Source organism: Scytonema sp. UIC 10036, from assembly GCF_009725235.1.
Genome location: NZ_WJFC01000075.1, coordinates 1 through 26,791, shown reverse-complemented (window position 1 = coordinate 26,791; position 26,791 = coordinate 1). Strand labels below are relative to the sequence as shown.

Sequence of the window (26,791 nt, the reverse complement as noted above, 5' to 3'; positions counted from 1 at the left end):
TAGGATTTGACAATGAGTAAACCAAAAAATCAGCGTACAAAAGGAAATTTACCTTTTGTACCTAAATCTTCTACATCATCAACTTCTGCTAAAACTCCATCTATTCAAGAAAACCTTTCTCCAGCACAGGTTAGCAGTCTAGCAGATAAAGCTATAGAAAAAATCAGTGATGAACAGTTAACATCTATTATTTCTTCAACACCTCCTCATGACTTTAAAGTAGAAGAGTGCTGGCAAAAAGCAAAATTATTTGAAGCAGCTATAGAAAAGATTACGACAGAACTCAAGCAGGTAGAAAATCGCCAAAAAGAATTAGAAATTCAGAAAATACAGAGAGAGGTTTTAAAAAAGGAGTTAGAGGAACAAAGACAGAAAATAACCGAACAACAAGAGGATTTAAAGAAACAGCAAACTCGGAGCAACGCTCGTATAGCAACGCTAGCAGAGTTAGAAAGACAACTCAGAGAAAGGGAATTGAATGCTGAGGCTAGTTTCCTAGAGCAAAATCGTGCTGCTTTAGCTGAACTAGAAACCCAAACTCAAGAGTTACGTAAAACACGAGAGCAACTTTATAAGGATATTGCCCAGAGGCAGAAACAGTTTGATATTCAAATTGCTCAAAAACTTACAGAAATAGAGCAGGAAATCAGTACAAAACGTCAACAAATAGAGAACGAACAGCAGCAAGTAGATACAGTCAGAAAACATTTACGTATTGAACAAAGAAAACTAGAAACCGAAAGGGAATTGCTCGAAGAAGATAAAGTGGCTTTGTTCGAGAAGATAGAACAAAAAGCAGCTGCAAGGATAGAGCAACAACAGGTAAAAATTCAAGAACTAGAGGAAAGGTTAAAAGTATCTCAACAAGTACGAGAAGAATTTCAGGAGAAACTTATTCAGAGAACCGAAGCAGATCGGAGATTTGGACAAAAGACTCCAGAAGAAGTTCTTGAAGATTTAGAAACTTTGCGACGTGACAACGCTGAACTTGAACAAAAACTTGCCTTAAGACTTAGTGAAAGTGCTGTTGCCAGATTACAAGACTTAGAGGTTCAGAAGGAACAATGGGAAACGGAACACTTCCGGCTTAGTACCAGGGTACAAGAACTAGAGAGGAACATAATTTATAACCGCATTGCGGTAATAGAACTCGAAACTCTACGAGATGAAAAAGAAGCTTTAGAAGCAAGTAATAACCGTCTAAAAGCAGCTCTTTTGGAACTGAAAACAGACGTTAATGAAGCCGTTACTCAATCCAAAGACAAGAGTCCTTTCCCTGAATGTTCCCGCATGGACGTTGAGCCAAGCTTGCAAGGAGAAATTCCACTTTGTGAACACATTCCTGACTTACGACAATTTGCCGAAGATTTGCGTTACCGCATTGCCTTATCTCCCCTAATGCTGGATGACAATAGTGAGAAGCGGCTTTATTACTCAGAACGTGATATTAGAGTATTTTTAGGTGGTTTAGCAATGAGTCACCTGCACATTCTCCAAGGCATCAGTGGTACAGGAAAAACTAGCCTACCTATCGCTTTTTCTCGTGCTATCGGAGGTGAGTACGAACTAGTGGAAGTACAAGCAGGGTGGCGCGATCGCCCAGATCTCATTGGTTACTGTAACACTTTTGAAGGTAAATTTTACGAAACAAAATTTCTCAAAGCTATCTACAAAGCTCAGTGTCCGGCAAACAAAGACCGAACCTTTATCATTATTCTTGATGAAATGAACCTTTCCCGACCCGAGCAATACTTTGCTGATTTTCTTTCCAAACTAGAACAAGATACTCCCGCAATCGACTTAACACCTGATTTAAAACCTTCTCCAAAGTTGTTTCAACAGGGAAATACACTTCCTATTCCCCCGAATGTCTGGTTTATCGGAACTGCTAACCAAGATGAAACAACTTTGGAATTTGCAGACAAAACCTATGACCGCTCTCATATCATGGAATTACAACGCAATCATGAAACTTTTCGCATTCCAGCACAACTAGAGCCAAGGCACCCTATTTCTTATGATGCCTTGACAAAATCCTTTAAAAATGCACAGAGAAGGTATGCAGATAAAGCCTCTGAGGCTTATCAATTTTTAAATGAAACGCTAGCAGAATTTCTAGAACGCCGATTTAAAGTTGGTTGGGGAAATCGGTTAGAACGACAAATCAAAGATTTTGTGCCTGTGGTGATTGCCGCAGGGGGTTCATTGGGTGAAGCTACTGACCATATTCTAGCGACTAAAATTTTGCGGAAGATACGCGATCGCCACGACACACCTACCAGTGACTTGAGAAAACTCAAAGAAGAACTCCTAGCTGGTTGGAATTTACATCATTTTAAACCAGAACCAAAACAATCAATAGAAATTATTGACACAGAAATCCGTCGATTGGAACCAGGGGAAGATTAATCATGCAATTTTGGAACCGCCTGACAAGAAGCATTGCCAAGGAACTTCCCGACCAAGTTGTTCTGGGTCAATGGCAATTTATTACCGAGTCGGAAAGGGTGCTTATCAATACCCTTGAACTCCCATCCAATTCCAGAGAATATATTTTTCCTGACTCTGGATATTGTTGGTCATTGCGTTCTGCCGACACCAAGCTACACTATGAGAAACACTTTTCCAAGTGGCAACTTCCTTCAAATATACTATCTGAAAGTTTGCGGTTTTTTGAGTGCGAGCTACAAAATTTAGTATCTAACTCAGCCACATGGTTAGACTGGGTTAAGGTACCGTCCCTAGTACCAGAAATAGAGCAAAAGATTAATATCCAGCCGCTAGAGGTAATAACAAAGCAAAACCTGGGACACATTGAGGAAGTTTGCCATCGTCCCCGAACTTACCTCAAACTGGAAACTGAAAGATTGCCAGTATCCCGCGCTCAACGCATCTCTCCTCATGCTGCTGAATTTCTGGCTGCACATACAGAAGATTGGGAACGACGTACTTTTCGCTCCGTTGTGCCTAAGCGAGTTCTTTGCATGGTAAGAGAAGAGTTATGGGACATTTACGAAAATAAAGTTACCGTTCGGCTAATTGACAACCTACTAGAGTATGTACGCCAGCGCCTTCAGCAGGTGCAAACTCTCAAACAAGAACTTGAGGAAGCCGAGTACTTATCTGGAACAATCAATGATATTCACTTTAGAAATCATCAACGTATTTGTACACTATGGGGAAATTATTTTGATGCTACAACAGTAGTGAAAAAAGCAAATTCAACCCTGAGAGAGTTGCAGCAATTGCAGTATAAGTTGCGAAGTTTGATAGATACAGATTTATATAAAGCTATTGGGCTACGTGCATCTGTGGGAACAACTCTCAAACGAACAAACATTTTAGTCAATGACCAGCACTATCGTTATGTAGATTTGTTGTGGAGAGAATGGAGTCGTTGTCAGAGTGGACAGGCTAAAAACTCTCGCCAAGTCTTTGAGGAGAATCAAGAGCTTTTTCGCGGGTTTGAATCCTTTTGTCTGCTATTAATAGGACTGGCTTTGACAGGAAGCGGGAATGATGATGATAAGGGATTAGGTTTTCAGGCGATTTCCAATCTAATTCCTACACGCGGTAGTCAATCCATCAAATTTCAGGGAGCGTTAGGGGAAATATCCGTAACCTGGCAAGAAGATGGTTCGTTTTTAATTCAATCTCATGGAATTAAAGACTTGCACGTTATTCCCATCATAGCAACTCTCACTGCTACTAATAATTCTGAGATAATTACTACCACCGTCGAAACATTACTTTATAGCCTGACACCCAAAACTGACAATCAAACTTTAATTCTCTATCCAGGTACAGAGGAAGAGAGAAAGAAACTATCATTCCACATTCAACGAAAGATAAATACCCTTGGCAACGACTGTCTTCTTGGAGAGTTGTCTACAGCTATTCTGCCAATCAGTCCACTCGATATTATTAGCGTTGAAAGAGTTGCTCGTGCAATTCAATGGTGGCTAAACAGTCAGCGATATCTATCTTACCCACCTACTCTCGCAAGAGCTATTCCAGAACCTTTGCTCCAAAATGCTGACTGGTTAGAAGAAAATCAATCCAATCAAGTCCGAGTATTGCGATCGCCCCAATCAGCACAAGAGCAGTCGTTTAACACACAACTTCAAAGCCTTATCAATCAGTTACAAGCCCGTGGTTCTCAAGGAAGAGGACAACTTATTCAGCTACAACAACTGGAAAATTTACCCTCTCAAGCTAAGAACCTTATACAGCCATTTCAAGTATGCCCTGTTTGCCATTCTACAGGTAGCTTCACAGCGCGAGACCGTCAATGCTTTTTTTGTGAATGTAGTGAATGTGGAAGCAATTGGGGGACTCGAACTTGTGGGAGTTGTGGTAAAAAGTATCCATACATACAAATACAAAGAACAGGAATAAACAGTCAAAATCGCCAACAAGGGTGGGTCGAAAGGACTTTAGGTAGAGAAGTTCTTGCTGTTCCTTGCTGGATAGAACACAATTATGGTACTTTTATTTGTTCCAATTGTGGACGATGCAGCCAAGCCGAACAGGGATATCTTAGGGGTTGTCTTCGCTGTCAAAACTAATCTACCAACCCTAGCTTTGTTTGTGCAGCCTCTAGCTGAATTTTTAGGATTTTATTTTGTTCCCTAAGTACTCAAGCGTGAATCAATCTGACAATCGTCAAAAGTCACAGAGTCCACATCTAGGAACTGAGCGCTCGCGCTTCTCAATGACTAATTCTGAGGAAAGTTGGCTTTGTTGGGAGTATTCCTCTATTGCCTGCCTAATACGCTCCGGCAAGTAGTCCAAGATATTTTTAAGTGCGTTTGTTTCAGTTCTTTGCATAGTACTTGCTCTTGTGAATTGATTCCTTGACAGTTAAGTAGGAATTATAATTCATAAAATATACTTATATAGTATAAGTAGTGATATTTTACAAAATTATCTTTAAACTGCTTAATAGTAGTTTAAAGATACACAACAATGCTTAACTTCACCAGAAACAATCCTTACCAGAATGACTGTATCAACTTCCAATTGAACAGCCTCGATTTACTTCAACCGATTCGTCATTGGCTCGATCGCATTGAAATAACCAGCCCCAAAATTGCCCATTTTCTTTGCAGGGTGATTCCAGTTCAATGTCCTTTTGAGCGAGATATCTATCTTTTTGGTCAAAAAGTAGCCCATATCCCGCCTCTTTGTAAACTCAATCCCTTTTACGAGCAAGTTTCCAGTTTGCGGTTTCGCGCCCTTTGCTACCTTGCTGATGAGTGTGGGGAAGATGTGCGTTGCTACTGTTAAACTCACCAGTTCCCTAACCAGAGCAAAACCAAATTAGAAAAGCTGAACCAAGAAAAACTCATGAGCACACAGCAAGCTAATGACTTCGACAAAATTAGCCTCACGGCTTTCATGGTAAGTTTAGCCAGACAGTTTACAGATATTCCCCATGCTCGAGAGTTGGCACAATTGGTAGAAGCGCAAAGATTCGTAGAGCTATCTTTACCGAAACACCAAGACAAGAGCGTTTTGCTAACTGCACGTGTGGAAGCTCGCTACAAAGCCATTAACCAAGTCATGGCTCAATATCAAATAACACAAGTTCTGGAACTTGCATCTGGGTTGCTACCGCGTGGTATAAACTTATCTTGTGACCCTAACATCACTTTTGTTGAAACCGATTTGCCTGCAATGATTCGCTGCAAGCAGCAACTGGTTCAGCAACTTATTGGAGAACGCCCCAATCTGCACTTTGTAGAAATTGATGCTACCAGCAGTCCCAGCGATTTTTTTAAAAGTACCGTGCATTTGAAATCAGGACAACCAGTCACGGTTTTGTGTGAGGGGCTTCTGACACACCTTACACTTCCAGAAAAACAACGAGTGTGCGCCAACGTCCGAGAAATGCTTCGGGCTTACGGTGGAGTCTGGATTACCCCTGATTTCATTGACACAGCTAGCCTTTCCTTGTCGTTACAAAAAGACCCAGATTTACAGAAGCTCATACAAACAGGAACCAACTTTACAGGCAGATCTTTAGTAGATAATAATTTTACCACTCCTGACCAAGCGCGAGAATTCGCCTGCGAACAAGGCTTCCGCGTGGTGGAGTATAGTATGATGAATGCAATAAACGAGTTAAGCTCCTTGAAAATTTTAGGTGTTGATGCAGAAGTGGTTGAGAAAATGCTTGCCACTCAGTCTGTCTTTGCCCTGACTCTTGATATTGCTAATTGAAGCATTTACTGATTTCCTAGCCCTCTTGATGGGGGAAGTATTTGATTGGGTGTTGTTCGCAATCCTCCATTCGTGCTATTTGGACTGAGATACACTCCACCTGGTTTCATCTTATCTTTCCTAAGAATGACACGAGTTCCGTTACGGTAATAGAAAGTTTTTGTACCATTACCGTTATCAATTATATTGGATGGATAAAGTGTACCATTAGTTGGTGTAGTAATTCTACCATTAGGAGCTAGGCGAGTTCCAGCAGGATAGCTGAGAAAATTACCAGTTCCTTGCGAGCCATAGGAATTAGGATCGCTTTGCGCCCACGCTAGTTGAGGTGTTAAAGAAACCAAGACTGCTACACCAGTTATAAGGAGTTGTTGGAATGCCTTATTTCCAGAAATCATAGAATCTCTCCTATATAGTCTGCATCTACTATTATGTACCTAATTGTTGACAATATTTTCTATCTATCTACTGATAACAAAGTAAATCTTTGTACATTTCAAAAATTAAATAGGAGTGCTATATGATTTTAGAAGTTGCCATTCTCCAGGTAAAACCCGGACAATCGCCAGAATTTGAGAAAGCTTTCAAGCTAGCTTCATCAATTATTTCTTCAATGAATGGCTATATTAGTCACGAGCTACAACGATGCTTGGAAGTTGAAAATAGGTACATTTTACTAGTGCGTTGGGAAAAATTAGAAGATCATACAGTCGGTTTTCGCAAATCGTCAGAGTATGAACAATGGCGTCAATTGTTACACCATTTTTATGAGCCATTTCCAACGGTGGAACACTATGAGATGGTAGTCAGTAACAAAATCTATAAAACTTGAATATGACCGATTTACAAGAATAAAAGCAGTGATGAGAACAAAGAAGGAACCCGTGCTTTTTAGTCTGAATTCCTTCTCAAGTCTACCTTTTATTAAAATTAAAACAACCGAAAAATAAACGGATAACGGAAGGGTTCATCGGGGTTGCTAAAACAATGTAACAATGCCCAAATTGTCAGTCCCCAGTGTAGTAGAAAGCCAAACGCAACAACTGGAAAGAACAAAATTCCACCCAGCCCAAAGGTAAGCCAAGATAAAATTCCTAGGGGAACTCCAATGAGAGTTGCCCAGAACCAAACATTAAAGTGAAAATTAATGGATTCTTTCGCGTTACTTTTAACAACTGGGTCATCCGACAGCAAGTTAATCACAATTGGAACCCCAATCGAAAACAACGCCGTGCTGAAGAATATTGCACCATGAGACAGAGATGATAGCAATTTGCGCTTATCAGAATTGTATGTAACTTGCATCCAGAAAGCTCCTTTATTCTCTTTATAGTTTCAATTTTAATGGGGAATTGGCAGCTTTCGCATTACAGATTACCGTACTGAAAAAAATCTAGGTGTACACACAAGTCTATTTACCCCCCTTAATCCCCCCTTATAAAGGGGGGAAATTGAATTTCTCCTTTATAAGGGGGGAAATTCAATTTCCAGTTCCCTCCCCTTTCCAAGGGGAGGGTTAGGGTGGGGTAGCCCTCTTTCCGATCAACGCTTTTTGTAATTTCGGATTTCTTTATGAATCTTCTTCCATCGTTCTTTCTCCAATAAATTCAACCTTTGGTCTTGCTTTCTTTCCAGATAATTCAGTTCTTTTTGCAACTTTTGATAGTTCAAGAACCTTCGATAGTCGAGCGTTCCTTCATCCAATGCTTGTTGCACTGCACAACCTGGTTCGCGATCGTGCTGACAATTTCGGAAACGACACTGTTGGACAAACATTTCAATATCTGCAAATGTTTCCTGCAACCCCTCGTCCCCAGACCAAACTTGGAGTTCCCGCATACCTGGTGTATCTACAATCAAACCACCTGTTGGCAGTAAAATTAACTCTCGATGGGTAGTGGTGTGCTTTCCTCGATCGTCTCCTTTTCTGACCGCTTGAACAGTTTGAATGTCTTTTCCTATCAATTGATTGGTAATGGTGGATTTGCCAACACCAGATGACCCCAATAAAGCCACTGTTTGTCCGGGTTGGAGGTAGGGTTTTAAGCCATCCAATCCTTGAGAAGTGCTCGCACTTAAAACTACAATGGGTACACCCAGTGCGATTGCTTCCACTTCAGCCACACACTGTTCCACGCGATGCTCCGGAGGAGCCACTTCGTGAACGCACAAGTCTGCTTTATTAAGAACAATAACAGGATTTGCCCCGCTATCCCAAGCTGTCATCAGGTAACGCTCGATTCTTCTGGGGTTAAAGTCTCCATCCAATCCTGAGACTAAAAACACCGTGTCAACATTGGTAGCAACAATTTGTTCTTCCGTTTTAGCGCCTACAGTCTTGCGGGAAAATTTACTTTTTCTGGGCAAAATTGCCTGGATAGTTGCTCGCCTTTCAGAATCCCTCACACGAACAACAACCCAATCCCCTACAGCAGGAAAATCTGTTGATTCAGTAGCTTGGTATCTCAGTTTACCTGTAACTTCTGCTGAAAGTTCTCCGCGATCGCTATAAAGGACATAGGTATTTCTATGCTCAATAGCAACCCTACCAACAGTAAATCCTTGTTGGCGTAATGGTTCAAAGCTAGAAGCAAAAAAATCGCTCCAGCCCAAACAATTCAAATTCATTTGTATTTCCTCGGTGCGTGCTAATTTTTTTGCACAAGGTTCACAGAGGAATTGCGAGTTTCATTCCTGCCTTATTGAGGACTGAACGATAATCTCTGTGCCTTGTGTCGGATGTTTTGAAAAACCCAAAGTGACCTTGACGGCTACAAATACAGTCATCGTTTGTCCTCCCTATAGAGCTAATAATGTTATCAACAAGCTCACTCGTGTGAATTCCGGACATGTTCAATCCTGTTAACTTTAAAAAACTAGTGAAGATATATACTAACAGTGACTGTCTGTGATACTTTCTCAGATAAGTACTCTGCATACTGATAAATACAATTACTTATTTCCTCTGTTGAAAAGGTTAGTTTTTTATAGAGCAGTAAGGATTTGGGCTAAACCAGTGCTATCCCCGGTTACTCAGTTTAAAAAGTCATAAAAAATACAAAGAACAAAGTAGGCATGAAAAAAGAAATCTTAACAGCAGGATTTGTCCTCTTCTCTTTGAGTCTACCACTAAAAGCTTCTGCGGCCTTTAGCCAATTTAACGTATTTGGTGATAGCCTGTCAGATACTGGTAATGTATTTACTTTCACTCAGCAAGGCTCACCCACAGGTGTGATTCCTCCAAGCCCGCCTTACTTTCAAGGACGTTTTTCCAACGATAAGATTTGGGTAGACTACTTTGGAGACGCTGTAGGATTAACGCCCACTTTATTTGCCAATCTTGGTAGTACGGTTCCAACCCAAGGTATCAACTTTGCTTTTGGGGGGTCTAAGTCCGGTCAAGACAATGCTTTTATTCCTGGCGCACCAGGAGTGCTAGCTCAAGTTAGCGGGTTTTTAGCCACTAACCAAAAGGTAGATGCGAATGGACTCTATGCTGTGTGGGGAGGTGGAAACGATTACCTGTTCGGTCAAAATCCCGATGTTGTTGAAACAGTCGAGAATATATCAAATTCAGTAGGGTTACTTGCCCAAGCTGGGGCCAAAAATATTTTGGTATTTAATTTGCCCGATTTAGGCAGAACTCCAATTGCATTAAGATCTGGAAATTCCCCTATTTTAACAGCTGCAACAAACGCTCATAATCAGGCATTAGCAACATCTGTAGCTCAATTAAGCAATAATATTCCAGGCGTTAATATCATCCCTGTCGATATTAATTCATTATTTAACAGGGCGATCGCTAATCCAGAGGAATTTGGTTTCAAAGATGTTACCACCTCTTGCGTAGTGTATAACATTGTAACAAATCAAGTTTTGAAAACCTGTAATAATCCAAACGACTTTCTGTTCTTTGATGAAGTTCATCCTACTACAAACGCTCACAAGTTGGTAGCAGAAACAGCATTAGCCGCAATTAGAGGTAAGTCCGTACCCGAACCTTCAACAACATTCGGTATGTTAACATTTGGTGCTTTGGGTGCAGCAATGTTTAAGTATAAACGAAAACAACTTGCCGTGACTCGCACTAAGTCCAATCTCTAGAAATCTCATTCTTACCTCTGCGTACTCTGCGCCTCTGCGGTTTAAAAGTAATTTATTTAACCGATCCAGACGCAGAGAGCATAGAGAAAAAACACGAGGAATTGCTACTGCTTGAATCAAAACTTGATGAGTCACCTTGGCAAGGCTTAGCATTTCCGAGCATAAATCCATAGGTAATATTCTGGCAGGAAGGAATTATGACTAAAGTATTAAAGTGAGCCATATTATTTTTAATAATTCTGTTATACCAGTTTACGAAAATGATGATACAAATCGATAATGTAGAGACTAGCATAGCTAATCTTTACAGAATTTCAATATGTCGCAATTAAAGTTAAATGGTACTGTAGGGTGGGTATAATCTACTGCTGTCGCCAATTTACCTTTCGTCCTACCAAGTAAAAGGTGAAGAGCGAAAAGCCTAGCAAAACAACTATATCTATAAGCAATTTTTGAGTTATATCGGTTGGAAGAAGAGTTTGCCTCAAAGCATCAGCAGCATAGGTTGCAGGGCTTAAATGTCCTAAAAGCAGCACAATCTCTGGTAAACGACTTGCTGGAATTAGCACGGGGCCAATAAATAACATAACCATTGTGAACAGCAAACTCAAAGAACCGCTTTCTTCTGGAGTGCGAACATATGTTCCTATAATTGCACCAACACCTGACAAAGGTAACACGCACAGGGGAATCACAAGCAGAACGAGTGGGTTGAATTTCAGAGGAAGTTGAAGGTAAAAAACACCAAATCCAAGACTTACTAACAATGATGGTAGCGATAGCAGGAAGAACGACACAACAGTTGCTAAAATCAGAGCTTCGCGGCGAATGGGTAATGTTGCATAATAGTCCAAAGTTCCTGCAAATCTCATGTAGGTAAATCGAGACGATACATTGCCCAAATTACCGAACATGAGGGACATAACGAGATTACCTATCAAAATATATACCTGTGCTTCCTGTCCCGTACCTTGGGCAAAGCTACCAAGAGCAACAATTCCGAGTATGGGAGTGACTGTACTATTAAGAATTATTGTTGGCCAAGACCAACGCCAGTTGGTCAGTTCCATTAGAAATAAGTCCAAAATTTGTACAAATAGAGAGGGATTACGCTTTGGTGGCATAGTGCAGGTATAAATCTTCTAGAGTTGCTGAGTAAAGTCGAAAGTCGTCTATCTTATCTAAATTAAGGCTATTAAGAGTTGAAGTAACTTGGCTCCAATCCAATAACACCTGCCAATGTCCTGGTTCTAGTGGAATGTGAGTTAAACTAGGTGGCAACTCTGGCGGAGAGTCCGGTGAAAAAAATAATTCCAAACGCAACATCCGATCCACTTGTTGCTTGAGTTCGCTGGGACGCCCTACTGCTACCAATTCTCCTGCACGCATAATCCCAACTCTTTGAATCGCTTTTTCTGCTTCGATCGCGTCATGAGTAATCAAAATAATCGTCGTACCTTGTTCCTGATTAATTTGACGTAGATTATCCCAAACAAGTTTGCGACGTTGGGGATCGAGATCGTTCGTTGGTTCATCTAGAATAAGTACAGGTGGCAAACCTGCCATTGCGACTGCTAAGCGCAACAGTCGCTTTTGCCCGCCAGACAGACGCGAACTTGGTTTATGCCGTAGTTCTCGAATTTGCCAAAAATCCAGCAAATGATTGCATTCTTTTTGTGCGTTAGCGCGACTTAATCCTCGAAGATGAGAGGTAAAGTATAAAGCTTCCCCTACAGTTAAATTATTCAGAGCACCGCTTTCTTGAGGCATATAACCTACATTCATTTGAACTAAATAGGGAGCCTCAACAATATTTTTTCCCAGTAGAGAAATCGAGCCAGAATCGCTTGCCAGTAAATTTACCATCTGGCGCACCAAAGTACTTTTACCAGCGCCATTATCGCCCAAAATCCCAAAAATTTCCGCTTCAAGAATTTGGAGGGAGATGTTCTTGTTAGCAGGTTGGGTTTGACTGGGATAAGTTTTAACTATATTTTGAATGTCGTAGATAATCACATTGACTCCAAGACTTTTCTGTCTTAAGAGTAACCGCGTTCTACTGGTTTTTGATTATCTTGCGGGACTATCAAAGCTCTTGACATCTGTTGGAAGGCACATACCGAGGGAAGAAGTGGATTGAGAATAGATTGTCCTCACTTGAGGGTTACTCCACATGACAGTGGTACCAAGAGCAAAAAATGCCCCTAATGATATACCAGCCAGACATCTTACCTCTGAACGGAGACGCTTAATCTCGTCTTGACTAGTATTGTCTATTTTTGGTAAGGAATCTAGTTGGGCTTCTGGAACTATGGGTGTAGGAACAGGTTGCGGTTGTACAACTGTGAAAGTTGCTTGTAAGTACAGCCACTCAGCAATCAATTGGGGACAATTTTTTTGAAACCAACGCAGTGCAAAGATTTTAAAGACTGGTTTGGACATTCTCGCAACTGATTTTGCTACGGAGTTGAGAGAGCGATTCCGAAGCTTTTTGTTAATTAAGTTCACTGAAACCACATCGTACAGAGCATCCAATATAAGCTTTACGGTGGCTTCCTCATTTTTAGCTAAATGATTGAGCAACAGAAGAACATCATGCATTCGCTCTTGTTGCATTTGTTCCTCTGCCAAGTGTTGCGGAATTTTTACTAACTTTGGGCTAGACACTGTCTTAAACTAACCAACGGGTGGGGTTAATGATGGATAACCCAAAGCATAACACTTGGTTTTAAAAGTTGTCTTCCATCCGAAGTCAATACATTATTATTAACTATCTATCTCCGTAGATTTACAGTGAAGAAAGCTATAGCACAACTTTGCCGAATGAATTTAAAAAAATTAAATGACTACTTCAGAACCTGCGATCGCTCTTTGATACGAATAGAGAAACCAACTAAATAGAATTGCGTAAGTAAGATCGATGAGACCTGGAATTAGGTAAATTGGGTGAACATTTCCTATTAAGGTGTGATAAGCATAGTTCCTTCTACCTAAGGGATGACATATTAGGGTGTTGTAGTTGCAAGAACTAACAACTAAAAATCCCCAATCTCTCATCCCTATAACTAATATTTAGTAAACGTAAATCCCGCCTGTTTGCTGCAAGTTGATTGTTGTATCTCCCGCACCCGATCCTGCTTGTCGAATTGCCACAGTTACGACATTGCCATTCACTGTAACGTCATAGTTTAATCTTACCAGTGGTTCCATCGCATTAATTAAGAGGAAATCAGGAAGAATAACACCTTTACGTACAGTGTTGCTTCCAGGAGGTAACTTCCCATTAAAACCTAGGTCTGTTAAACCATATTCCAACATTAATCCTGTTTTATTGACTAATTGGAGTTCCACAGGGGCTTTGGGGCTAGCAACTCGTGCCACAGGTTGCCAGTCACCAGGGGTATATGTCCTGGCTGGGGGTGTTTGTGCTTTAAGAGCAGAAGTTGTCACTAAACCCATTATGAAAAAGGATGCAGCAGTTGAAAGAATCTTTAGTTTCATTGGTATCACCTAATAAGTATCAAATCTAGAAAAATGAGAACTTACTTACAGCAAATTTCAACTTGGTGAGGTACAAAATACCCCCCTCTGTCCCCCCTTAGTAAGGGGGGATGAAAGGGGGGTGTACCTCATTAGACTGAGAAAGGCTATAACTGAAATCATATTGCTGTCTGGAACCCGGTTGACTAACATATTCAACGGATCGACACCAACTATTTTAGGCTCTGTATCTACCAAAACTGTTATAGTATTTTCCCCAGTCTTTAATCTGTGTTTTTGCCGATAGAGAATCTCACCGTTCTTTCCCAAGACACCAATATCAATCTTTTCATCCATTGCGATCGTATGCATATGCCCTTTTTCATCAAAACGCAGTTTCTCCGCTAACACAGTCAGCTTCACTTCATACTTTCTATCAGGGCGTTTGATCGTGCCAAACCATTTCACCACCTAAAAAGACAATCACCAACTTAAAGAGATCCGCATACAAAGAAGCGGCTTGCTGAACTAACAGGTGAGTTAGGGGAAACATTGGCGTATTGTACAACTCCTGAGTGCTAACACCTACTGTACGATCGCTGTCTTGACACTCAGATTGCCCTCATCAGACGTAAAATACTGTTGCATAAAAAAATAAACGTCTTCCAAGCTAGGCGATACTCTAATACAGTGGATATCATTTTTAGGGAGCAGTGGTAGGTAACATATGGGACAGTATTACAAGTTTATAAATACTACTAAAAAAGTGGAGTCAACTATTCCACTTCCATTTAATTTTGGGATGCCTTGGGCTAAGAGTTTAGAATCTTACTCTCAAGAAGAATTGAAAGAAAAATTTGATTATGTCAAAATAAATAACAATTGGAGTGAAAATGATGAAGTTATAGCTGTGGGTGATTATGGAAATATTGTCTATTACCCAAACTCGTAAAATCTACTATAGCTGATTTCCATTTCTGTTGAAGCCAAGCCTCAATTCGTCCAGTAGCGATCGCTATCCCCAGAAGTTGGGATTGGGATTGTGCGATATCCTTGATTGAAGAATGAAAAGTTGACCTGATATGACTGAAAATTTATCGAACAAACATCTGCCTAATACTGAGAGTGCTGATAAGGAGCAACAAGAAATTTCAGAAGAAGTCAGACAATCTTCTGAAGAAGTTAGGCAATCTGCTGAAAAAGTTAGGCAATTTCAAGAAGAGCAACGACAATCAGCAGAAAAAGATCGTCAGTCAGAGGAAAAGTATAGGCAGCTTAGTGAAGAAGTGCGGCAAGAAAAAGAGAAAGCACGAGAATTCGCTGAAGAAGCCCGAAAATTCGCTGAAGAAGCCCGAAAATTCGCTGAAATTGCACGGCAAGAACGAGAGCAGCAACAGGTAATTTTAGATGAGATTAAACAGACTATTAAAGAAATGCAAAATAGAAATAGTAATAGTTTTGATGGATTGGTATGAAAGTTAACTCATAATTTCTATAGTACTTTTGAACTGTAAAAATATCAAAATTTGATTGCGGACACGGCTGCTTTTTTCTGCTCGTCAGTAACTTCTAGATATCGTTGCAACACGCTCACATCCGTGTGACCGCTAATCTCTTGAATGTGTCTCATTTGTCCAAAGTCCAAAAACAGGATTCCCATATCTAATTATTTTGCTTCCTGCTTAACCGCTAACCGACCATCTTCCATGTAAACAATGCGATCGGCTATATCAAGAATGCGATTGTCATGGGTGACTAACAAAATGGTACAATTCTTTTCTTTGGCAAGATGTTGCATGAGTTCTACAACGTCGCGACCGGATTTTTTATCTAGTGCTGCGGTTGGTTCGTCAGCTAGCACAATTTTAGGTTCTGCTACTAGGGCGCGTGCTATGGCGACTCTTTGTTTTTGCCCTCCTGAAAGGTCATCGGGATAGTAATTGATTCGCTGACCCAATCCTACTTGTTCTAGCATCGCGATCGCACGACTGGTCATTTGTTCGGAAGTTACATTTTCATGCAGTTCCAAACCCATTTTGACGTTCTGCAATGCTGTGAGGCTACCGTGGAGATTGTGGGCTTGAAAGATATAACCATTGTTGCGCCTTGCTAATGTCAGTTCTCTCGCACTTGCACCGCATAATTCTCGTTCTAAAACACGCATACTGCCAACTTGAGCGGAACGCAGTCCTCCTACAAGTGTCAAAAGAGTTGTTTTTCCAGATCCTGAGGGACCTGTCATAATCACAATTTCACCTGGGTTGATTTCTAAGTTAATGTCGAATAAGACTTGTTTGCGGAGTTGACCGTGACCAAAATAATGGTTGAGATTTTTAATGGAGATGACTGGTTTCATAATGTTAGTTGTTAGTGGTTAGTTGTTAGTTGTTAGTGGTTAGTGGTTAGTTGTTAGTTGTTAGCCATTAGCCATTAGCCATTAGCCATTAGCTATTAGCTAAAACATATCTGCTGGATCGGCTGATTGCAGTTTTCGAGTGGCGATCGCTCCTGATATGAGACACATAATTATGGTTAGGATGAGGACTAATACAGCTCGTGTTAGGGTCATGTATATGGGTAAGTTAGTGGCATTTCTGGTTAGAGAGTAAAGACCAAGGGGTACTATGGCTCCTGGGATAAAGCCTAGAAATGCTAGAATAATGACTTCTTCAAAGATGACTCCTAGTAAGTAGAGATTTTGATATCCCATTGCTTTGAAGGTAGCGTATTCTTTAATATGGGCATTTACATCTGTGGAAAGGACTTGATACACAATAATAATGCCGACTATAAACCCCATTGATACTCCCAATCCAAAGATGAAGCCAATGGGGCTTTCTGTTTGCCAAAAGTTTTGCTCGAATTGAATAAATTCTTCGTGGGTTAAGGCTTTGACATCATCTGGTAGGTAATTTTGTAATGCTTCTGCTACCTGTTTTGGATTGTAGCCTGATTCAATATAAATTAACCCTAGACTAATACTTACTGCTTCTCGTCTGGGAAATAATCGTAAAAAGTTTTGATCGCTGGTAATGAGGTTCCCATCAGCCCCAAAGGAACTTCCTATTTTGAATAAGCCAGCAAGTGTAATGGTGCGATTTTCTATTTCAGTTGTTACCGTTTTACCTTGTTCAATTTTGGCAATGGCTTCTTTATACTCTCCTTTGGTATCGCGATCGAATAAAAAATTATCTGTCAGCTTTATCTTATCTAACTGTTGGTTGACTTCTGGTAGCTTAAAAGCCGAATGGTCGGGATTGATACCCATAACCTGAATTGATGTTTCGCTGCGAGTTTGAGGATTTTTCCAAGTAATGACGTTAACGTACATTGCTTCTGCGGCTTTCACTCCTGAAACAGAAGATGCTTGGTACAATCGCCGCCGGGAAAATGTAGACAAGTTTTGCATATTACGAGCTTTTGGGCTGATTAAAACAATATCTGCATCCAAAACTCGGTTGAGGCGTGTATTACTGTCATACAAAGCACTTTGAAAACCCAGCTGCATGAACATAAGAACATCAGCAAAGGCAATACCTGATAATGCTACCAGCAGACGGCTTTTTTCGCGGCTCAGTTGTAGCCATCCTAGAGGGGTTCGTCGTTGTAATTGTTGGATGAATCCGATCAAATCTCAATCACCGCCTTGACTTGTAAATTGGTTAACTTAGCAGCTTTTTTGCTGGAAGCATTATTGAGTCGTACATGGACTTCCACAACTCTGGCATCAATATTGCTACTGGGATCGGTGTTAACGACGCTTTGACGCCGTACTTGTAACCCTATTGAATCAACTTTTCCAAGCAATTCTTCTGGTAAAGAATCACTCACAACTCTCACTTGCTGCCCTTGACGGACTTTGTTAATATCACTTTGATACACTTCTACAACAACATACATTTGGCTTGTTTGTCCAATTTCAACAATTCCGTCTTCCGATACGATTTCACCTGCACGTGTGTGTATATCTAAAACTTGACCGTTTTGTGGCGATCGCACGTAGGCTTGTTCTAAATTTTTCTTAGCTTGATTCACTTCTGCTATGGCATCGTTGACTTCTGCTTTTGCCACGTTGATATCAACTGGACGAACTTCGGCTATCTTTTGCAGTGTGGCTTGAGCTTCACTAATTTGTCGGCTACTCGTGGTATTGATGCGGGAAAGAACAGCTTGGGCTTCGCTCAGTTGTCTGCGACTCGTACTATTGATGCGCTCTAGAACTGCTTTGGCTTCGTTGAGTTGCTGTGTTGCTGTATCTAAGCTCAGGCGTTTGCTGTCAAAAGAAGACTTGGAAATTGCACCTTCTATCGAGAGCTGTTGATAGCGGTTGTATTCAGATCGAGCATTGTTAAGTTCTGCTTCTAGTTTTCTAATGGTTGCTTTTTGTGCTGTTTTATCTCCTTCCCATTGCGCTTTGATTCTGGCGATGGTTTCTTCTTGAGCTATTTTGTCACCTTCCCACTGCGCTTTGAGTCTGTCAATCTGTGCTTTTTGTGCATCAATTTCACCCTGTTTTGCACCCGCTTGAACTTTAATAAGGTTTGCTTGCTTGATTTTGACTTGTTCTTGTGCCCTAATTAAGCTGGCTTGAAGTCGCTCTTTGCTGTCAAGAATGGCGATCGCTTCTCCTGCTTTGACTTGTTGTCCCTCTTTTACCAAGAGTTGCTCAACTCGATTTTCTTGCGAGGATGTGGGTGCTGAAACTTTGATGACTTCTCCCTGTGGTTCTAGCCTTCCCAAAGCAGCAACCTTTGTGACTTTAGGTGCGATCGCTTGAGGTATTTGGGGCTTACTAGATTCTTGGGCTTGAAACTGCTGAAGTTGGTAGATTGTCGCTCCACCAATAACGAGAGTTGTGGCAATTCCTAAGACGAACACTGGGCGGCGCTTCTGTCTAAAGGATACAGAACTTTTAGATGTTGTATTTGTTGCATCGCTCACCATAAGTGACTTGCCTCTTATGACATTAACTAAACTAAACAGTTTAGTTGTTTTTTTTATAAACTAGACTGTACAGTATATAAATGTCAAGAGAATCTCCCATGCATAAAATATAATTATTGGAAAGCTGTAGGATATAAAAACCCCGTATCTCCTAGATAACAAATGGCTAATTGCTAATTGCTAATGGCTAATGGCTAATTGCTAATTGCTAATGACAAATGACAAATGACACTTGACAAATGACACTTGACAACAATCCAGAGCGCAAGCTTTCAGAAGAGAAGGTCGAAGCTATTCTCTCAGGTGCAATACAAGAGTTCTTAACACATGGATATGCTGCTACAACCATGGATCGGGTAACAGCAGCAGCAGGTGTATCTAAAGCAACTGTTTATAGTTATTTTCAGGATAAGGAGGGATTATTTACTGCCCTCATACAGCAATTGATAATCAAGCAGTATCAGGCTGCATTTAATCCTCAAAAAGCTCTCTCAGCAGAGGGTGAAGCGTCGGATCTCCTTCGTCAACTAGCAGTTTCAGTACTGGAAAGTGCTACAAAAGATGAACGGGTTTTGGGATTAATCCGTTTAGTGGTGGGTGAGTCGGGACGCTTTCCAGAATTAGCACGAGCTTTTGTTCGTAACATGGAAAAACCAGCTTTAGACGATCTCAGTAAATTCTTGGCTTGCAGTCATCTCAATCTACCCGATCCAGAAGCATCTGCACGCATTTTTTTGGGGACATTGGTTCATTTCATTCTGATTCAGGAAATATGCCATGGCAGAGACATTCTACCTATGGAACGCGATCGCCTGATTGACAATTTGGTTGACTTGTTAACTTCCAAACAAACTGCAAAGCCTTTATCGTCGGATCGATTTTCCAGAACGAGACAGAAGGCTCAGAGGCGCAATCGTAAGGATTCGGGTAAATTTGAGCGAGATTATTCCGAACCCAAACGTCTGAGATCTATCCGACTAACAGATACAGCTTGGGAAAACTTGGCTGCGATCGCAGCTAAAAATCAACTGACTCGTAGTGAAATTATTGAAATTATTGCTCGTAATGAGGATGTGTTGTAGAAATGGTCTACGCGATTATTTGTATATACATGGATGGAGCGTGATTACAGTACTTCTCGGTTGCATGGAATACGTAAATGTAAATCCGTACCTTACTACCAATTCCTTAAATCTTTGAAACAAATGCGATCGAATTACCCCCCTTAATCCCCCCTTATCAAGGGGGGAAATGGAAAATCAAGTTCCCTACCCCTTTAACTGTATATACATGGTTGATGCTGACTTGTGCGATTGTCAACACGCTCGGCGGAGCCTCTAGTAAGTAATTCCCAGCCTCAGGCTGGGAACGAGGTGGGGGTCTGATAAGAAGGGCTTAGCAAAAATTAACAATACTGGGAATGGTAAACTCTAAGCGAATATACAGAGGAGAAACAAATCAAGCAAGTGGTATTGCCAAATTCATGAAGGATGTTGAGCAGAATTCCAAAGCTTTGAGTCCAACTCCCTTTTCCTCCAAGGATCGGGGCTGAGGATAAAAGCCACTTTATTATCTCTTGTTTTGATACTTTGCACACTAGGGATAGAATATAGCATGACCTTTGTGCCTTTATTAACTTAATCAGTAGAACTTGCTACAAAATGTAGTAAATTCTACAAAATAAGGCTCAATCAAATCTCTGTTAAGGGCAAAGGTCTCGCATCTAACCCCAACTCTAAACTTTTATGGATTCCCGGATTCGCTTTTTGATGTGCTCCCCCGACCACTATGATGTGGACTATGTTATTAATCCTTGGATGGAAGGGAACATCCACAAGTCATCTCAAGAACGTGCTGTAGAACAGTGGGAAAAACTACACCATATCCTTAAAGAATATGCAATTGTGGACTTGGTGCCACCTCAGAAAGGTTGGCCTGATATGGTGTTTACAGCTAATGCTGGCTTGTTACTGGGGAAGAACGTTGTCCTAAGTCGTTTTTTACACAAAGAGCGTCAGGGGGAGGAACCTTACTTCAAGCAATGGTTTGAAGATAATGGGTATAATGTTTACGAACTGCCGAAAGATTTACCTTTTGAGGGTGCTGGAGACGCACTCCTGGATCGGGAAGGACGCTGGCTGTGGGCTGGATATGGTTTCCGGACAGAGTTAGATTCTCACCCCTACCTGGCAAAATGGCTGGATATTGAGGTGCTGTCTTTGCGCTTGACTGACGATCGCTTTTACCATCTCGATACTTGCTTCTGTCCTTTAAGTAATGGCTATCTGTTATACTATCCTCCCGCTTTTGATTCTTACTCCAATCGTTTGATAGAAATGCGGGTTCACAGAGATAAGCGCATAGCTATTTCAGAAGCGGATGCGGTTAACTTCTCTTGCAATGCGGTGAATGTTGACCACATTGTTGTTATGAATAAAGCTTCGGATGCTTTGAAAGCACGTCTGGCACAAGTCGGGTTTCAAGTCATTGAAACTCCACTGTCTGAGTTCTTGAAAGCAGGTGGTGCAGCTAAGTGCTTGACGCTAAGGGTGACCGAACCAGTGCGGGAAGAAGTTCATGCCAATGTGTTGGTAGAAAGTCGCATCTTCCGTATTGAAGGGCATTTGCTGGATTCTGGTTTGATTAATCGTGCTTTGGATTTAATTGTAGATAATGGTGGTAGTTTCCAAGTCCTGAATTTTTCGTTGGGAGAACAACGCCAAAGTACTTCGGCTGCGGAGGTGCGAGTTTCAGCGCCTTCTCATGAGGTGATGGAAACTATCCTTTCTCTTCTGATCGATCTGGGGGCAGTAGATTTACCTCAGGATGAGCGGGATGCTAAGCTCGAACCTGTGACGCTACCGGGCGTTGCACCTGATGATTTTTATGTCACCACAATTTATCCGACTGAGGTGCGGATTGATGGCGATTGGGTGAAGGTACACAATCAGCGCATGGATGGGGCGATCGCAATTTCTCAAACTCCCAATGGCTTGTTGGCGCAGTGTAAAATCTTACGAGATTTGGAAGTAGGGGAACGGGTTGTTGTTGACGTGCAAGGTATCCGTACTATCCGTAAAACGGAATCGCGGGAACAACGGAATACTCAAGAGTTTAGCTTTATGTCGGCTGGAGTTTCTAGCGAACGGCGGGTGGAACTGGTTGTTGAGCAGGTGGCTTGGGAATTACGTAAAATCCGCGATGCTGGTGGTAAAGTTGCTGTAACGGCTGGACCTGTAGTGATTCATACGGGTGGTGGCGAACACCTGTCGCATTTGATTAGGGAAGGATACATTCAGGCATTGCTTGGTGGAAATGCGATCGCAGTTCATGACATTGAGCAAGCGATGATGGGGACTTCTCTGGGTGTGGATATGAAGCGGGGTGTTGCTGTACGTGGAGGACATCGGCATCACTTGAAGGCGATCAACACGATCCGCCGCCATGGTAGTATTGCTAAGGCGGTTGAGGCTGGTGTCATCAACACTGGCGTGATGTATGAATGTGTACGCAATGGTGTACCGTTCTGTCTAGCTGGCTCGATTCGGGATGATGGTCCTTTGCCGGATACGGAAATGGATTTGATTAAGGCGCAAACTGAGTACGCTAGGTTGCTCAAAGGTGCGGATATGATTTTAATGCTGTCATCGATGCTGCATTCTATTGGCGTGGGGAATATGACTCCTGCTGGGGTGAAGATGGTTTGTGTGGATATTAATCCGGCGGTGGTGACGAAGTTGAGCGATCGCGGTTCGATAGAGTCTGTTGGTGTGGTGACGGATGTGGGATTGTTCCTGAGTCTGTTGGTACAGCAATTGGATAAGTTGACGAGTCCTTATACTGTTAAGGTAAGTTAAGTAGTAGGGTGGGCTTCAGCCCACCACTTAACTTTTTATGAATGAACCGCTAAGACGCGCTCGCGAAGCGTGCCGACGCAGGAGGCATAGAACGCTAAGGTAAGAAAGGAAGAGATATGGAAGGAGTTTTAGTTAAGAAGAGGTGGCAAATTCGTTGGGTTAGTTTTATTGCGGATTTCTTACTATCTGGGATGGTGGTTGGACCTCTGGTTGCTCCTTTTCTCGCGGCGTCTGGGTTACCTTTGTTACCTGTTATTGCGGATATTATTTATTTTATGGGACGTCATGTGTGTCCCCAGCCTGATATGGGGGTGGTTTTAGCGTCACCTCACATTATGGCGGTTTGTATGCGTTGTTACGGAACTGTAACGGGTTTGCTCGTGACTCGTTTGCTGTATGGGGTAACGGGTGGTAAGGGTTTTTACTGGTTGAGTCAGTATGGTTGGAGTGGTGTTGCGGTTGCTATTGTTTTGATGATGGCTTATCCGTTGGAATTGGCGGCTCAGGTTTTGGGTTTGTGGAGTTTTCACAATTATGTTGTGACTCCTTTTGGGTTTATGACGGGTTTGGCATGGGGTTTATTGACTATGCCGATTTTGCATGGAGGATACAGATCCCCGACTTCTTGAAGGATGCTGTTGGCGAACTCACTTCGTTCCCAGCCAGAGACTGGGAACGAGAGAATGTCGGAGTACTAGGACGCGATGCCGCTGATTGTTAATCTTCTGCCATCACGTGAAAGTGTTGTGGACACTGTTTGACTGGTAAAGTTTTTGCTTGCTGTGACTTCGTAGTCTCCAAGGAATCCCCTGACTTTGTATTCCCCATTGGCATCTGTTTTACCTAGTGTGTTAGTCCACCACTGATTGAAAACTAAGTCTAGGTAAACCTGTCCGCTAGGCTTTAAGTTCCAGTTTGGATCGTAAATTGGTGCATTGTTAAGCCAATGTTTGCTGTCCCAAAAACCCCACATCAAAAAGCCTACTGTTGCTGGATGGCTGAAAACAGCTGTCATAACGTCACGCATTACCTCGGCTTGCAATTGTTTGTCACCTGTTATCGCATCAAACTCGGTAATTTTAATGGGAAGGTTAAATTTAGCAAAGCGATCGAGGGTACTGATAAATTTTGGTATTGAAATAGGGATGTTATCGATGAGATGACCTTCTATACCAATTCCTTCAAGAGGCGCTCCGTTATTAAGTAGGTACTGAATTACACTTTCATACTCATCTGCCTTGAGGTCGCTCTCGTATAAGTTCTGGTTAACATAGAGAACAGCATTTGGATCTGCCCGATCGGCAGTCTTATACCAATCGACGAGAATGGATTGACCTAAAATTGTCTGAAAATCCGTATTGTCACAAGGCTCATTGACAACATCCCAATCGTGAAGTTGACCTCTCAAATAACTCACTTGTTCGGTGATGTGGGAAATAGTACGAGTCCGTAAAAAGTCATCTGCGGCTGCTTTTCCTTGTAGCGCTAGTGTATTGTTGTAACGTGTTTCCAACTCGGGTGGCGAACTACGCCAACTAGGCCAAATAAGACTGTGTCCCCTCACTTTCAAGTTTCTATTTTTTAGCCAGTTAAGAGCTTCTAGAACTTGCGGACGTAATTGCAAGTTCTCCCAACTATCCCATTTAAGACCATTTTCACTCACTGCTTCATTAAATAAGCGTAAGACGTTGTCTCGATAGCGCTCGCCATCAGGGTTGTTTGAGCTCAATAGCAATACATCGTCAATTGCACTTCCAAAGCTGTAGGCATGGCGCTTCATGGCAACACGTACATCTGCATTAGGGATGGGATTACCATTAGCATCAGTGACTACAACTGTCAAATCACCTTTACGGTATTTTTCAATATTTTGGGCTGCTGTCTGACGCCAAGCAGTGTCAGAGGAAATTTGTGCTATTAAATGCTCACCTTTTGCCTGTCGATTTAGGAGATTTGTTTCCCCCGCTAACGTCAGTGCATTGTGAAGACAAAATGTTGTAAGAAACCCGAACAAAGCAGCGAGCAATGTAATAGTTGTTTGCTTTCCGAGTTGGCATTGCTGCCTTTTAAAATTGGGAATATTCATTGTTTCTAACTTCTTGATTTTTACACAAATACTTTTGCTTTAAACAGAGCTTCATCTCAATTAGCAATCACTGTCAGCATATCATAATAGCTCAAATTTTATCTAGCATTTCTGATGATATTGAAAATTAAATAACTGCAAAAAATATTTGATAGAACCGCTTTTTAAATTATAACAATCCACCGAGTATAAGATTTTTTCATAATTGTTATACAGCCTATCATTGAGATTTTTATTATTATTTTTTTTATTTATTTTAGTAAAAATATACTTTTTTCTAAAAAATTTAGAATAATCAACACAAATTTCACTCATCCTACTTTTTAAATGACTTAGGAACCGCTCTAAAATCACCGCTCTTTGTAGGGTAAGCAGTGCCCACCAATAGCGAATGGTGGGCACTGCCCAAAGCCACTCCTCTCAAAGCGCATAAAGACGCACTTTTCGGGTGACTCCTCTATGTGTTTGGGTATTATAGCTGGCAGTTTGGAAGTCATTCTTAGTTTTCTTACTTTCTTAGTGGACTTAAGTGAGAAAACAATTGTTTGTCAAAGCGGACTAAACAAAGCTCATTTTTTTAACTGGGCTGCCATATCTAGAGGTAATTTCCATGGCTAAATATTCAACATATTTGCCTTGATTGTACTGCTTTTGTACTAGTTCATAACCTCTCTGAGCCTGCATTTGCGCTTTGTGCCGATCGTCCAAAAGATTCTGTATTGCTTGTTTCATTTCATGAGAGTCATAGGGACTAACACCAGTAACAACACCTTCATCAATCAGTTTGCTAATTATTCCTGGTAGGCGTGTAACCACAACCGGTCTTCGACAAGCCATTGCTTCAAACAAAGTACTCAGTCCGGCTTCTTGGGTATTCTCAACCAAAGAGACGACAACTATGTCAGAATCACGGTATAATTGTAATAATTCTGCCCAAGCGTAAAAGCGGAATGACATATTGTTTGGAATAGTTTCTGGGAACGAGCGCTTTAATTTTTTCGCATTCTTTGAGAAAGCACAAATTTTCACATCAACATCTAAATCTTTGGTAGCATCTGCAAGAGTTCGATAGTCTCGTTTTTCTAAACCTCCACTTCCTATAATCGGGCGGTTCTTTTCATGTGAGGTAGGTCCTGGGGTAAAAAAAGATATGTCTGTTGGTTGTGCTTTCAATTGGTAAATTTGATTGTTGGGCAATTGCAAATATTGACTCAGAAAAGCAATTTGTGAAGGAACCGTAGAGACAAATAAATCAATTTTATTTGCTATTTGAAATAACTTCAATGCTAGATGACCGCGTGGTCGATTTATGTTATGGAAATAGACAATAAATTTGGGTCGCTTCTTTTTCAGCCCACAGATGGTTGCCAAAGGAATGCCTATATTTTCACAAGTGCAATAAATGACATCATTTTCATGACACTCAAAAGACAATTTACGTGCTAAAGCCCAGTGTTCTGGACTACCTATAATCTTCGCAAGTACTCTATCTATAGGTAAGACTTGTCCTTCTCCTGGTTGATGAACTTTTGCGCCCAAAAGCTGACTGAGTTCCCAGATAGCGTGAGAGGGAGTGATTCCTTGTTGGGCATTGCGTACCATGCCTTCCATATCACACGGAGGGCTTAAAGCTATGTGGTAATTCAAATTTTCCTCCTTTTACAATTTATTATTAAGTTTTCGCAAGACATTTTAATTTACCTAACAAACAAAAAACATTGCCTTAATGAGAGAAAATGTTTTTAGCTTGTAATTTGTATGATTATCACAATAATATCAAACCTATATGTACGAAATATCACTATTCTTTGTCAATCTTTTGTATTTTCTATAAAGTTATTATGTAGGAAATGCTACAAATTCTCTCAAAAAAAATAAATATAGGGCTAAGTAAATTTTCATTGCTAACACTTATCTTCTGTAGCAATCCTGTTTGATGTGTAAACATGTAGGTAGGGCTGCAATACTACGTAGGTTTTGGGAAATAGTAGGTTGGGTTGCAATACTGCTCGGATAAGGAAATTGTAGGTTGGGTTGAGCACAAGCGTTACCCAACAAATGCTGATAAATGTTGGGTTTCGTTCCTCAACCCAAC

The 26,791-nt window shown here is 41.2% G+C and carries 27 protein-coding genes; 11 read left to right on the top strand and 16 right to left on the bottom strand.

Going from position 1 to position 26,791, the window contains the following annotated elements:
- Positions 1-12 precede the first annotated feature (12 nt).
- Together F7734_RS30000 and F7734_RS29995 are read left to right on the top strand one after the other, a co-directional pair.
- A complete protein-coding gene (locus F7734_RS30000) occupies positions 13-2,409 on the top strand; it encodes a hypothetical protein (RefSeq protein ID WP_155748229.1) in 2,397 nt (798 codons plus the stop codon).
- Positions 2,410-2,411: 2 nt separating this feature from the next.
- Positions 2,412-4,568: a hypothetical protein gene (locus F7734_RS29995; RefSeq protein WP_155748228.1), complete on the top strand. Its 2,157-nt coding sequence runs from the start codon at positions 2,412-2,414 to the stop codon at positions 4,566-4,568.
- Positions 4,569-4,665: 97 nt separating this feature from the next.
- Here F7734_RS29995 and F7734_RS29990 read toward each other — a convergent pair whose 3' ends face one another.
- The gene (locus F7734_RS29990) at positions 4,666-4,830 is read right to left on the bottom strand and encodes a hypothetical protein (RefSeq protein WP_155748227.1); all 165 of its coding nucleotides are present in this window, start codon (positions 4,828-4,830) and stop codon (positions 4,666-4,668) included.
- Between the two features lie 138 nt (positions 4,831-4,968).
- Here F7734_RS29990 and F7734_RS29985 point away from each other — a divergent pair, with 138 nt between their 5' ends.
- Both F7734_RS29985 and F7734_RS29980 read left to right on the top strand, forming a co-directional pair.
- Positions 4,969-5,289, top strand: a complete 321-nt coding sequence (locus F7734_RS29985; RefSeq protein ID WP_155748226.1) for a Mo-dependent nitrogenase C-terminal domain-containing protein — start codon at positions 4,969-4,971, stop codon at positions 5,287-5,289.
- Positions 5,290-5,349: 60 nt separating this feature from the next.
- The gene (locus F7734_RS29980) at positions 5,350-6,225 is read left to right on the top strand and encodes a class I SAM-dependent methyltransferase (protein ID WP_155748225.1); all 876 of its coding nucleotides are present in this window, start codon (positions 5,350-5,352) and stop codon (positions 6,223-6,225) included.
- Between the two features lie 5 nt (positions 6,226-6,230).
- On the opposite strand, the gene F7734_RS29975 is transcribed toward F7734_RS29980, so the two are convergent.
- A complete protein-coding gene (locus F7734_RS29975) occupies positions 6,231-6,623 on the bottom strand; it encodes a hypothetical protein (RefSeq protein ID WP_155748224.1) in 393 nt (130 codons plus the stop codon).
- Between the two features lie 122 nt (positions 6,624-6,745).
- Between F7734_RS29975 and F7734_RS29970 the strand changes: the two genes are divergently transcribed.
- Positions 6,746-7,057 carry an antibiotic biosynthesis monooxygenase gene (locus tag F7734_RS29970; protein WP_155748223.1) on the top strand — a complete coding sequence of 104 codons (312 nt, stop codon included), beginning with the start codon at positions 6,746-6,748 and terminating at the stop codon, positions 7,055-7,057.
- A gap of 98 nt (positions 7,058-7,155) precedes the next feature.
- On the opposite strand, the gene F7734_RS29965 is transcribed toward F7734_RS29970, so the two are convergent.
- Entirely contained in the window at positions 7,156-7,530 is a 375-nt protein-coding gene (locus tag F7734_RS29965; RefSeq protein WP_155748222.1) for a DUF4870 domain-containing protein, read from the bottom strand.
- Between the two features lie 237 nt (positions 7,531-7,767).
- Entirely contained in the window at positions 7,768-8,853 is a 1,086-nt protein-coding gene (gene rsgA / locus F7734_RS29960) for a ribosome small subunit-dependent GTPase A (RefSeq protein WP_155748221.1), read from the bottom strand.
- Positions 8,854-9,300: 447 nt separating this feature from the next.
- On the opposite strand from rsgA, the gene F7734_RS29955 reads away from it, so the two are divergent.
- Positions 9,301-10,329 (top strand): SGNH/GDSL hydrolase family protein, encoded by a 1,029-nt coding sequence (locus tag F7734_RS29955; RefSeq protein WP_155748220.1) that lies wholly within the window; start codon positions 9,301-9,303, stop codon positions 10,327-10,329.
- A gap of 362 nt (positions 10,330-10,691) precedes the next feature.
- On the opposite strand, the gene F7734_RS29950 is transcribed toward F7734_RS29955, so the two are convergent.
- The 5 genes from F7734_RS29950 to F7734_RS29930 all read right to left on the bottom strand — a co-directional run bounded on the left by F7734_RS29950 (position 10,692) and on the right by F7734_RS29930 (position 14,280).
- Positions 10,692-11,453, bottom strand: a complete 762-nt coding sequence (locus tag F7734_RS29950; RefSeq protein ID WP_155748219.1) for an ABC transporter permease — start codon at positions 11,451-11,453, stop codon at positions 10,692-10,694.
- Positions 11,437-12,345 (bottom strand): ABC transporter ATP-binding protein, encoded by a 909-nt coding sequence (locus F7734_RS29945; RefSeq protein ID WP_166482240.1) that lies wholly within the window; start codon positions 12,343-12,345, stop codon positions 11,437-11,439. Before F7734_RS29945 ends, F7734_RS29950 begins: the two co-directional genes overlap by 17 nt.
- Before the next feature lie 54 nt (positions 12,346-12,399).
- Positions 12,400-12,996: a hypothetical protein gene (locus F7734_RS29940; RefSeq protein WP_347566307.1), complete on the bottom strand. Its 597-nt coding sequence runs from the start codon at positions 12,994-12,996 to the stop codon at positions 12,400-12,402.
- A gap of 405 nt (positions 12,997-13,401) precedes the next feature.
- The gene (locus tag F7734_RS29935; RefSeq protein WP_155748218.1) at positions 13,402-13,830 is read right to left on the bottom strand and encodes a hypothetical protein; all 429 of its coding nucleotides are present in this window, start codon (positions 13,828-13,830) and stop codon (positions 13,402-13,404) included.
- Between the two features lie 57 nt (positions 13,831-13,887).
- Positions 13,888-14,280 carry a hypothetical protein gene (locus tag F7734_RS29930; protein ID WP_155748217.1) on the bottom strand — a complete coding sequence of 131 codons (393 nt, stop codon included), beginning with the start codon at positions 14,278-14,280 and terminating at the stop codon, positions 13,888-13,890.
- 256 nt (positions 14,281-14,536) lie between these two features.
- On the opposite strand from F7734_RS29930, the gene F7734_RS29925 reads away from it, so the two are divergent.
- Both F7734_RS29925 and F7734_RS29920 read left to right on the top strand, forming a co-directional pair.
- Positions 14,537-14,761: a hypothetical protein gene (locus F7734_RS29925; protein ID WP_155748216.1), complete on the top strand. Its 225-nt coding sequence runs from the start codon at positions 14,537-14,539 to the stop codon at positions 14,759-14,761.
- A 130-nt stretch (positions 14,762-14,891) separates the two neighbouring features.
- Positions 14,892-15,284 (top strand): hypothetical protein, encoded by a 393-nt coding sequence (locus F7734_RS29920; RefSeq protein WP_155748215.1) that lies wholly within the window; start codon positions 14,892-14,894, stop codon positions 15,282-15,284.
- A gap of 44 nt (positions 15,285-15,328) precedes the next feature.
- Here the strand turns inward: F7734_RS29920 and F7734_RS29915 are convergent, their stop codons facing one another.
- The 4 genes from F7734_RS29915 to F7734_RS29900 all read right to left on the bottom strand — a co-directional run bounded on the left by F7734_RS29915 (position 15,329) and on the right by F7734_RS29900 (position 18,753).
- Positions 15,329-15,439 carry an integrase gene (locus F7734_RS29915; RefSeq protein ID WP_155748214.1) on the bottom strand — a complete coding sequence of 37 codons (111 nt, stop codon included), beginning with the start codon at positions 15,437-15,439 and terminating at the stop codon, positions 15,329-15,331.
- Positions 15,440-15,475: 36 nt separating this feature from the next.
- Positions 15,476-16,165 (bottom strand): DevA family ABC transporter ATP-binding protein, encoded by a 690-nt coding sequence (locus F7734_RS29910; RefSeq protein ID WP_155748213.1) that lies wholly within the window; start codon positions 16,163-16,165, stop codon positions 15,476-15,478.
- Positions 16,166-16,264: 99 nt separating this feature from the next.
- Entirely contained in the window at positions 16,265-17,440 is a 1,176-nt protein-coding gene (devC, locus tag F7734_RS29905) for an ABC transporter permease DevC (RefSeq protein ID WP_155748212.1), read from the bottom strand.
- Positions 17,437-18,753, bottom strand: coding sequence for an ABC exporter membrane fusion protein (locus F7734_RS29900; protein ID WP_155748211.1), 1,317 nt, complete (start codon positions 18,751-18,753; stop codon positions 17,437-17,439). Before F7734_RS29900 ends, devC begins: the two co-directional genes overlap by 4 nt.
- Before the next feature lie 239 nt (positions 18,754-18,992).
- On the opposite strand from F7734_RS29900, the gene F7734_RS29895 reads away from it, so the two are divergent.
- The 3 genes from F7734_RS29895 to F7734_RS29885 all read left to right on the top strand — a co-directional run bounded on the left by F7734_RS29895 (position 18,993) and on the right by F7734_RS29885 (position 23,239).
- Positions 18,993-19,835, top strand: coding sequence for a TetR/AcrR family transcriptional regulator (locus tag F7734_RS29895; RefSeq protein ID WP_155748210.1), 843 nt, complete (start codon positions 18,993-18,995; stop codon positions 19,833-19,835).
- Between the two features lie 663 nt (positions 19,836-20,498).
- Positions 20,499-22,610, top strand: a complete 2,112-nt coding sequence (locus F7734_RS29890) for a TIGR00300 family protein (protein ID WP_155748209.1) — start codon at positions 20,499-20,501, stop codon at positions 22,608-22,610.
- A gap of 116 nt (positions 22,611-22,726) precedes the next feature.
- Positions 22,727-23,239 carry a DUF2085 domain-containing protein gene (locus F7734_RS29885; RefSeq protein WP_155748208.1) on the top strand — a complete coding sequence of 171 codons (513 nt, stop codon included), beginning with the start codon at positions 22,727-22,729 and terminating at the stop codon, positions 23,237-23,239.
- A 65-nt stretch (positions 23,240-23,304) separates the two neighbouring features.
- Here F7734_RS29885 and F7734_RS29880 read toward each other — a convergent pair whose 3' ends face one another.
- The 3 genes from F7734_RS29880 to F7734_RS62290 all read right to left on the bottom strand — a co-directional run.
- On the bottom strand, positions 23,305-24,696 hold the full coding sequence (locus F7734_RS29880; protein WP_155748207.1) for an endo-1,4-beta-xylanase: 1,392 nt from the start codon (positions 24,694-24,696) through the stop codon (positions 23,305-23,307).
- A gap of 558 nt (positions 24,697-25,254) precedes the next feature.
- Entirely contained in the window at positions 25,255-26,343 is a 1,089-nt protein-coding gene (locus tag F7734_RS29875; RefSeq protein WP_155748206.1) for a glycosyltransferase family 4 protein, read from the bottom strand.
- 257 nt (positions 26,344-26,600) lie between these two features.
- A partial coding sequence (locus F7734_RS62290) for a hypothetical protein (RefSeq protein ID WP_207714247.1) occupies positions 26,601-26,791 on the bottom strand: 191 nt, incomplete at its 5' end.

What these genes read in the sequence shown, in the direction of transcription:
- F7734_RS30000 (WP_155748229.1), top strand. Translation starts at nt 13, where the DNA reads ATGAGTAAACCAAAAAATCAGCGTACAAAAGGAAATTTACCTTTTGTA.
- F7734_RS29995 (WP_155748228.1), top strand. Translation starts at nt 2,412, where the DNA reads ATGCAATTTTGGAACCGCCTGACAAGAAGCATTGCCAAGGAACTTCCC.
- F7734_RS29990 (WP_155748227.1), bottom strand. Translation starts at nt 4,830, where the DNA reads ATGCAAAGAACTGAAACAAACGCACTTAAAAATATCTTGGACTACTTG.
- F7734_RS29985 (WP_155748226.1), top strand. Translation starts at nt 4,969, where the DNA reads ATGCTTAACTTCACCAGAAACAATCCTTACCAGAATGACTGTATCAAC.
- F7734_RS29980 (WP_155748225.1), top strand. Translation starts at nt 5,350, where the DNA reads ATGAGCACACAGCAAGCTAATGACTTCGACAAAATTAGCCTCACGGCT.
- F7734_RS29975 (WP_155748224.1), bottom strand. Translation starts at nt 6,623, where the DNA reads ATGATTTCTGGAAATAAGGCATTCCAACAACTCCTTATAACTGGTGTA.
- F7734_RS29970 (WP_155748223.1), top strand. Translation starts at nt 6,746, where the DNA reads ATGATTTTAGAAGTTGCCATTCTCCAGGTAAAACCCGGACAATCGCCA.
- F7734_RS29965 (WP_155748222.1), bottom strand. Translation starts at nt 7,530, where the DNA reads ATGCAAGTTACATACAATTCTGATAAGCGCAAATTGCTATCATCTCTG.
- rsgA (WP_155748221.1), bottom strand. Translation starts at nt 8,853, where the DNA reads ATGAATTTGAATTGTTTGGGCTGGAGCGATTTTTTTGCTTCTAGCTTT.
- F7734_RS29955 (WP_155748220.1), top strand. Translation starts at nt 9,301, where the DNA reads ATGAAAAAAGAAATCTTAACAGCAGGATTTGTCCTCTTCTCTTTGAGT.
- F7734_RS29950 (WP_155748219.1), bottom strand. Translation starts at nt 11,453, where the DNA reads ATGCCACCAAAGCGTAATCCCTCTCTATTTGTACAAATTTTGGACTTA.
- F7734_RS29935 (WP_155748218.1), bottom strand. Translation starts at nt 13,830, where the DNA reads ATGAAACTAAAGATTCTTTCAACTGCTGCATCCTTTTTCATAATGGGT.
- F7734_RS29925 (WP_155748216.1), top strand. Translation starts at nt 14,537, where the DNA reads ATGGGACAGTATTACAAGTTTATAAATACTACTAAAAAAGTGGAGTCA.
- F7734_RS29920 (WP_155748215.1), top strand. Translation starts at nt 14,892, where the DNA reads ATGACTGAAAATTTATCGAACAAACATCTGCCTAATACTGAGAGTGCT.
- F7734_RS29915 (WP_155748214.1), bottom strand. Translation starts at nt 15,439, where the DNA reads ATGAGACACATTCAAGAGATTAGCGGTCACACGGATGTGAGCGTGTTG.
- F7734_RS29910 (WP_155748213.1), bottom strand. Translation starts at nt 16,165, where the DNA reads ATGAAACCAGTCATCTCCATTAAAAATCTCAACCATTATTTTGGTCAC.
- F7734_RS29900 (WP_155748211.1), bottom strand. Translation starts at nt 18,753, where the DNA reads ATGGTGAGCGATGCAACAAATACAACATCTAAAAGTTCTGTATCCTTT.
- F7734_RS29895 (WP_155748210.1), top strand. Translation starts at nt 18,993, where the DNA reads ATGACACTTGACAACAATCCAGAGCGCAAGCTTTCAGAAGAGAAGGTC.
- F7734_RS29890 (WP_155748209.1), top strand. Translation starts at nt 20,499, where the DNA reads ATGGATTCCCGGATTCGCTTTTTGATGTGCTCCCCCGACCACTATGAT.
- F7734_RS29885 (WP_155748208.1), top strand. Translation starts at nt 22,727, where the DNA reads ATGGAAGGAGTTTTAGTTAAGAAGAGGTGGCAAATTCGTTGGGTTAGT.
- F7734_RS29880 (WP_155748207.1), bottom strand. Translation starts at nt 24,696, where the DNA reads ATGAATATTCCCAATTTTAAAAGGCAGCAATGCCAACTCGGAAAGCAA.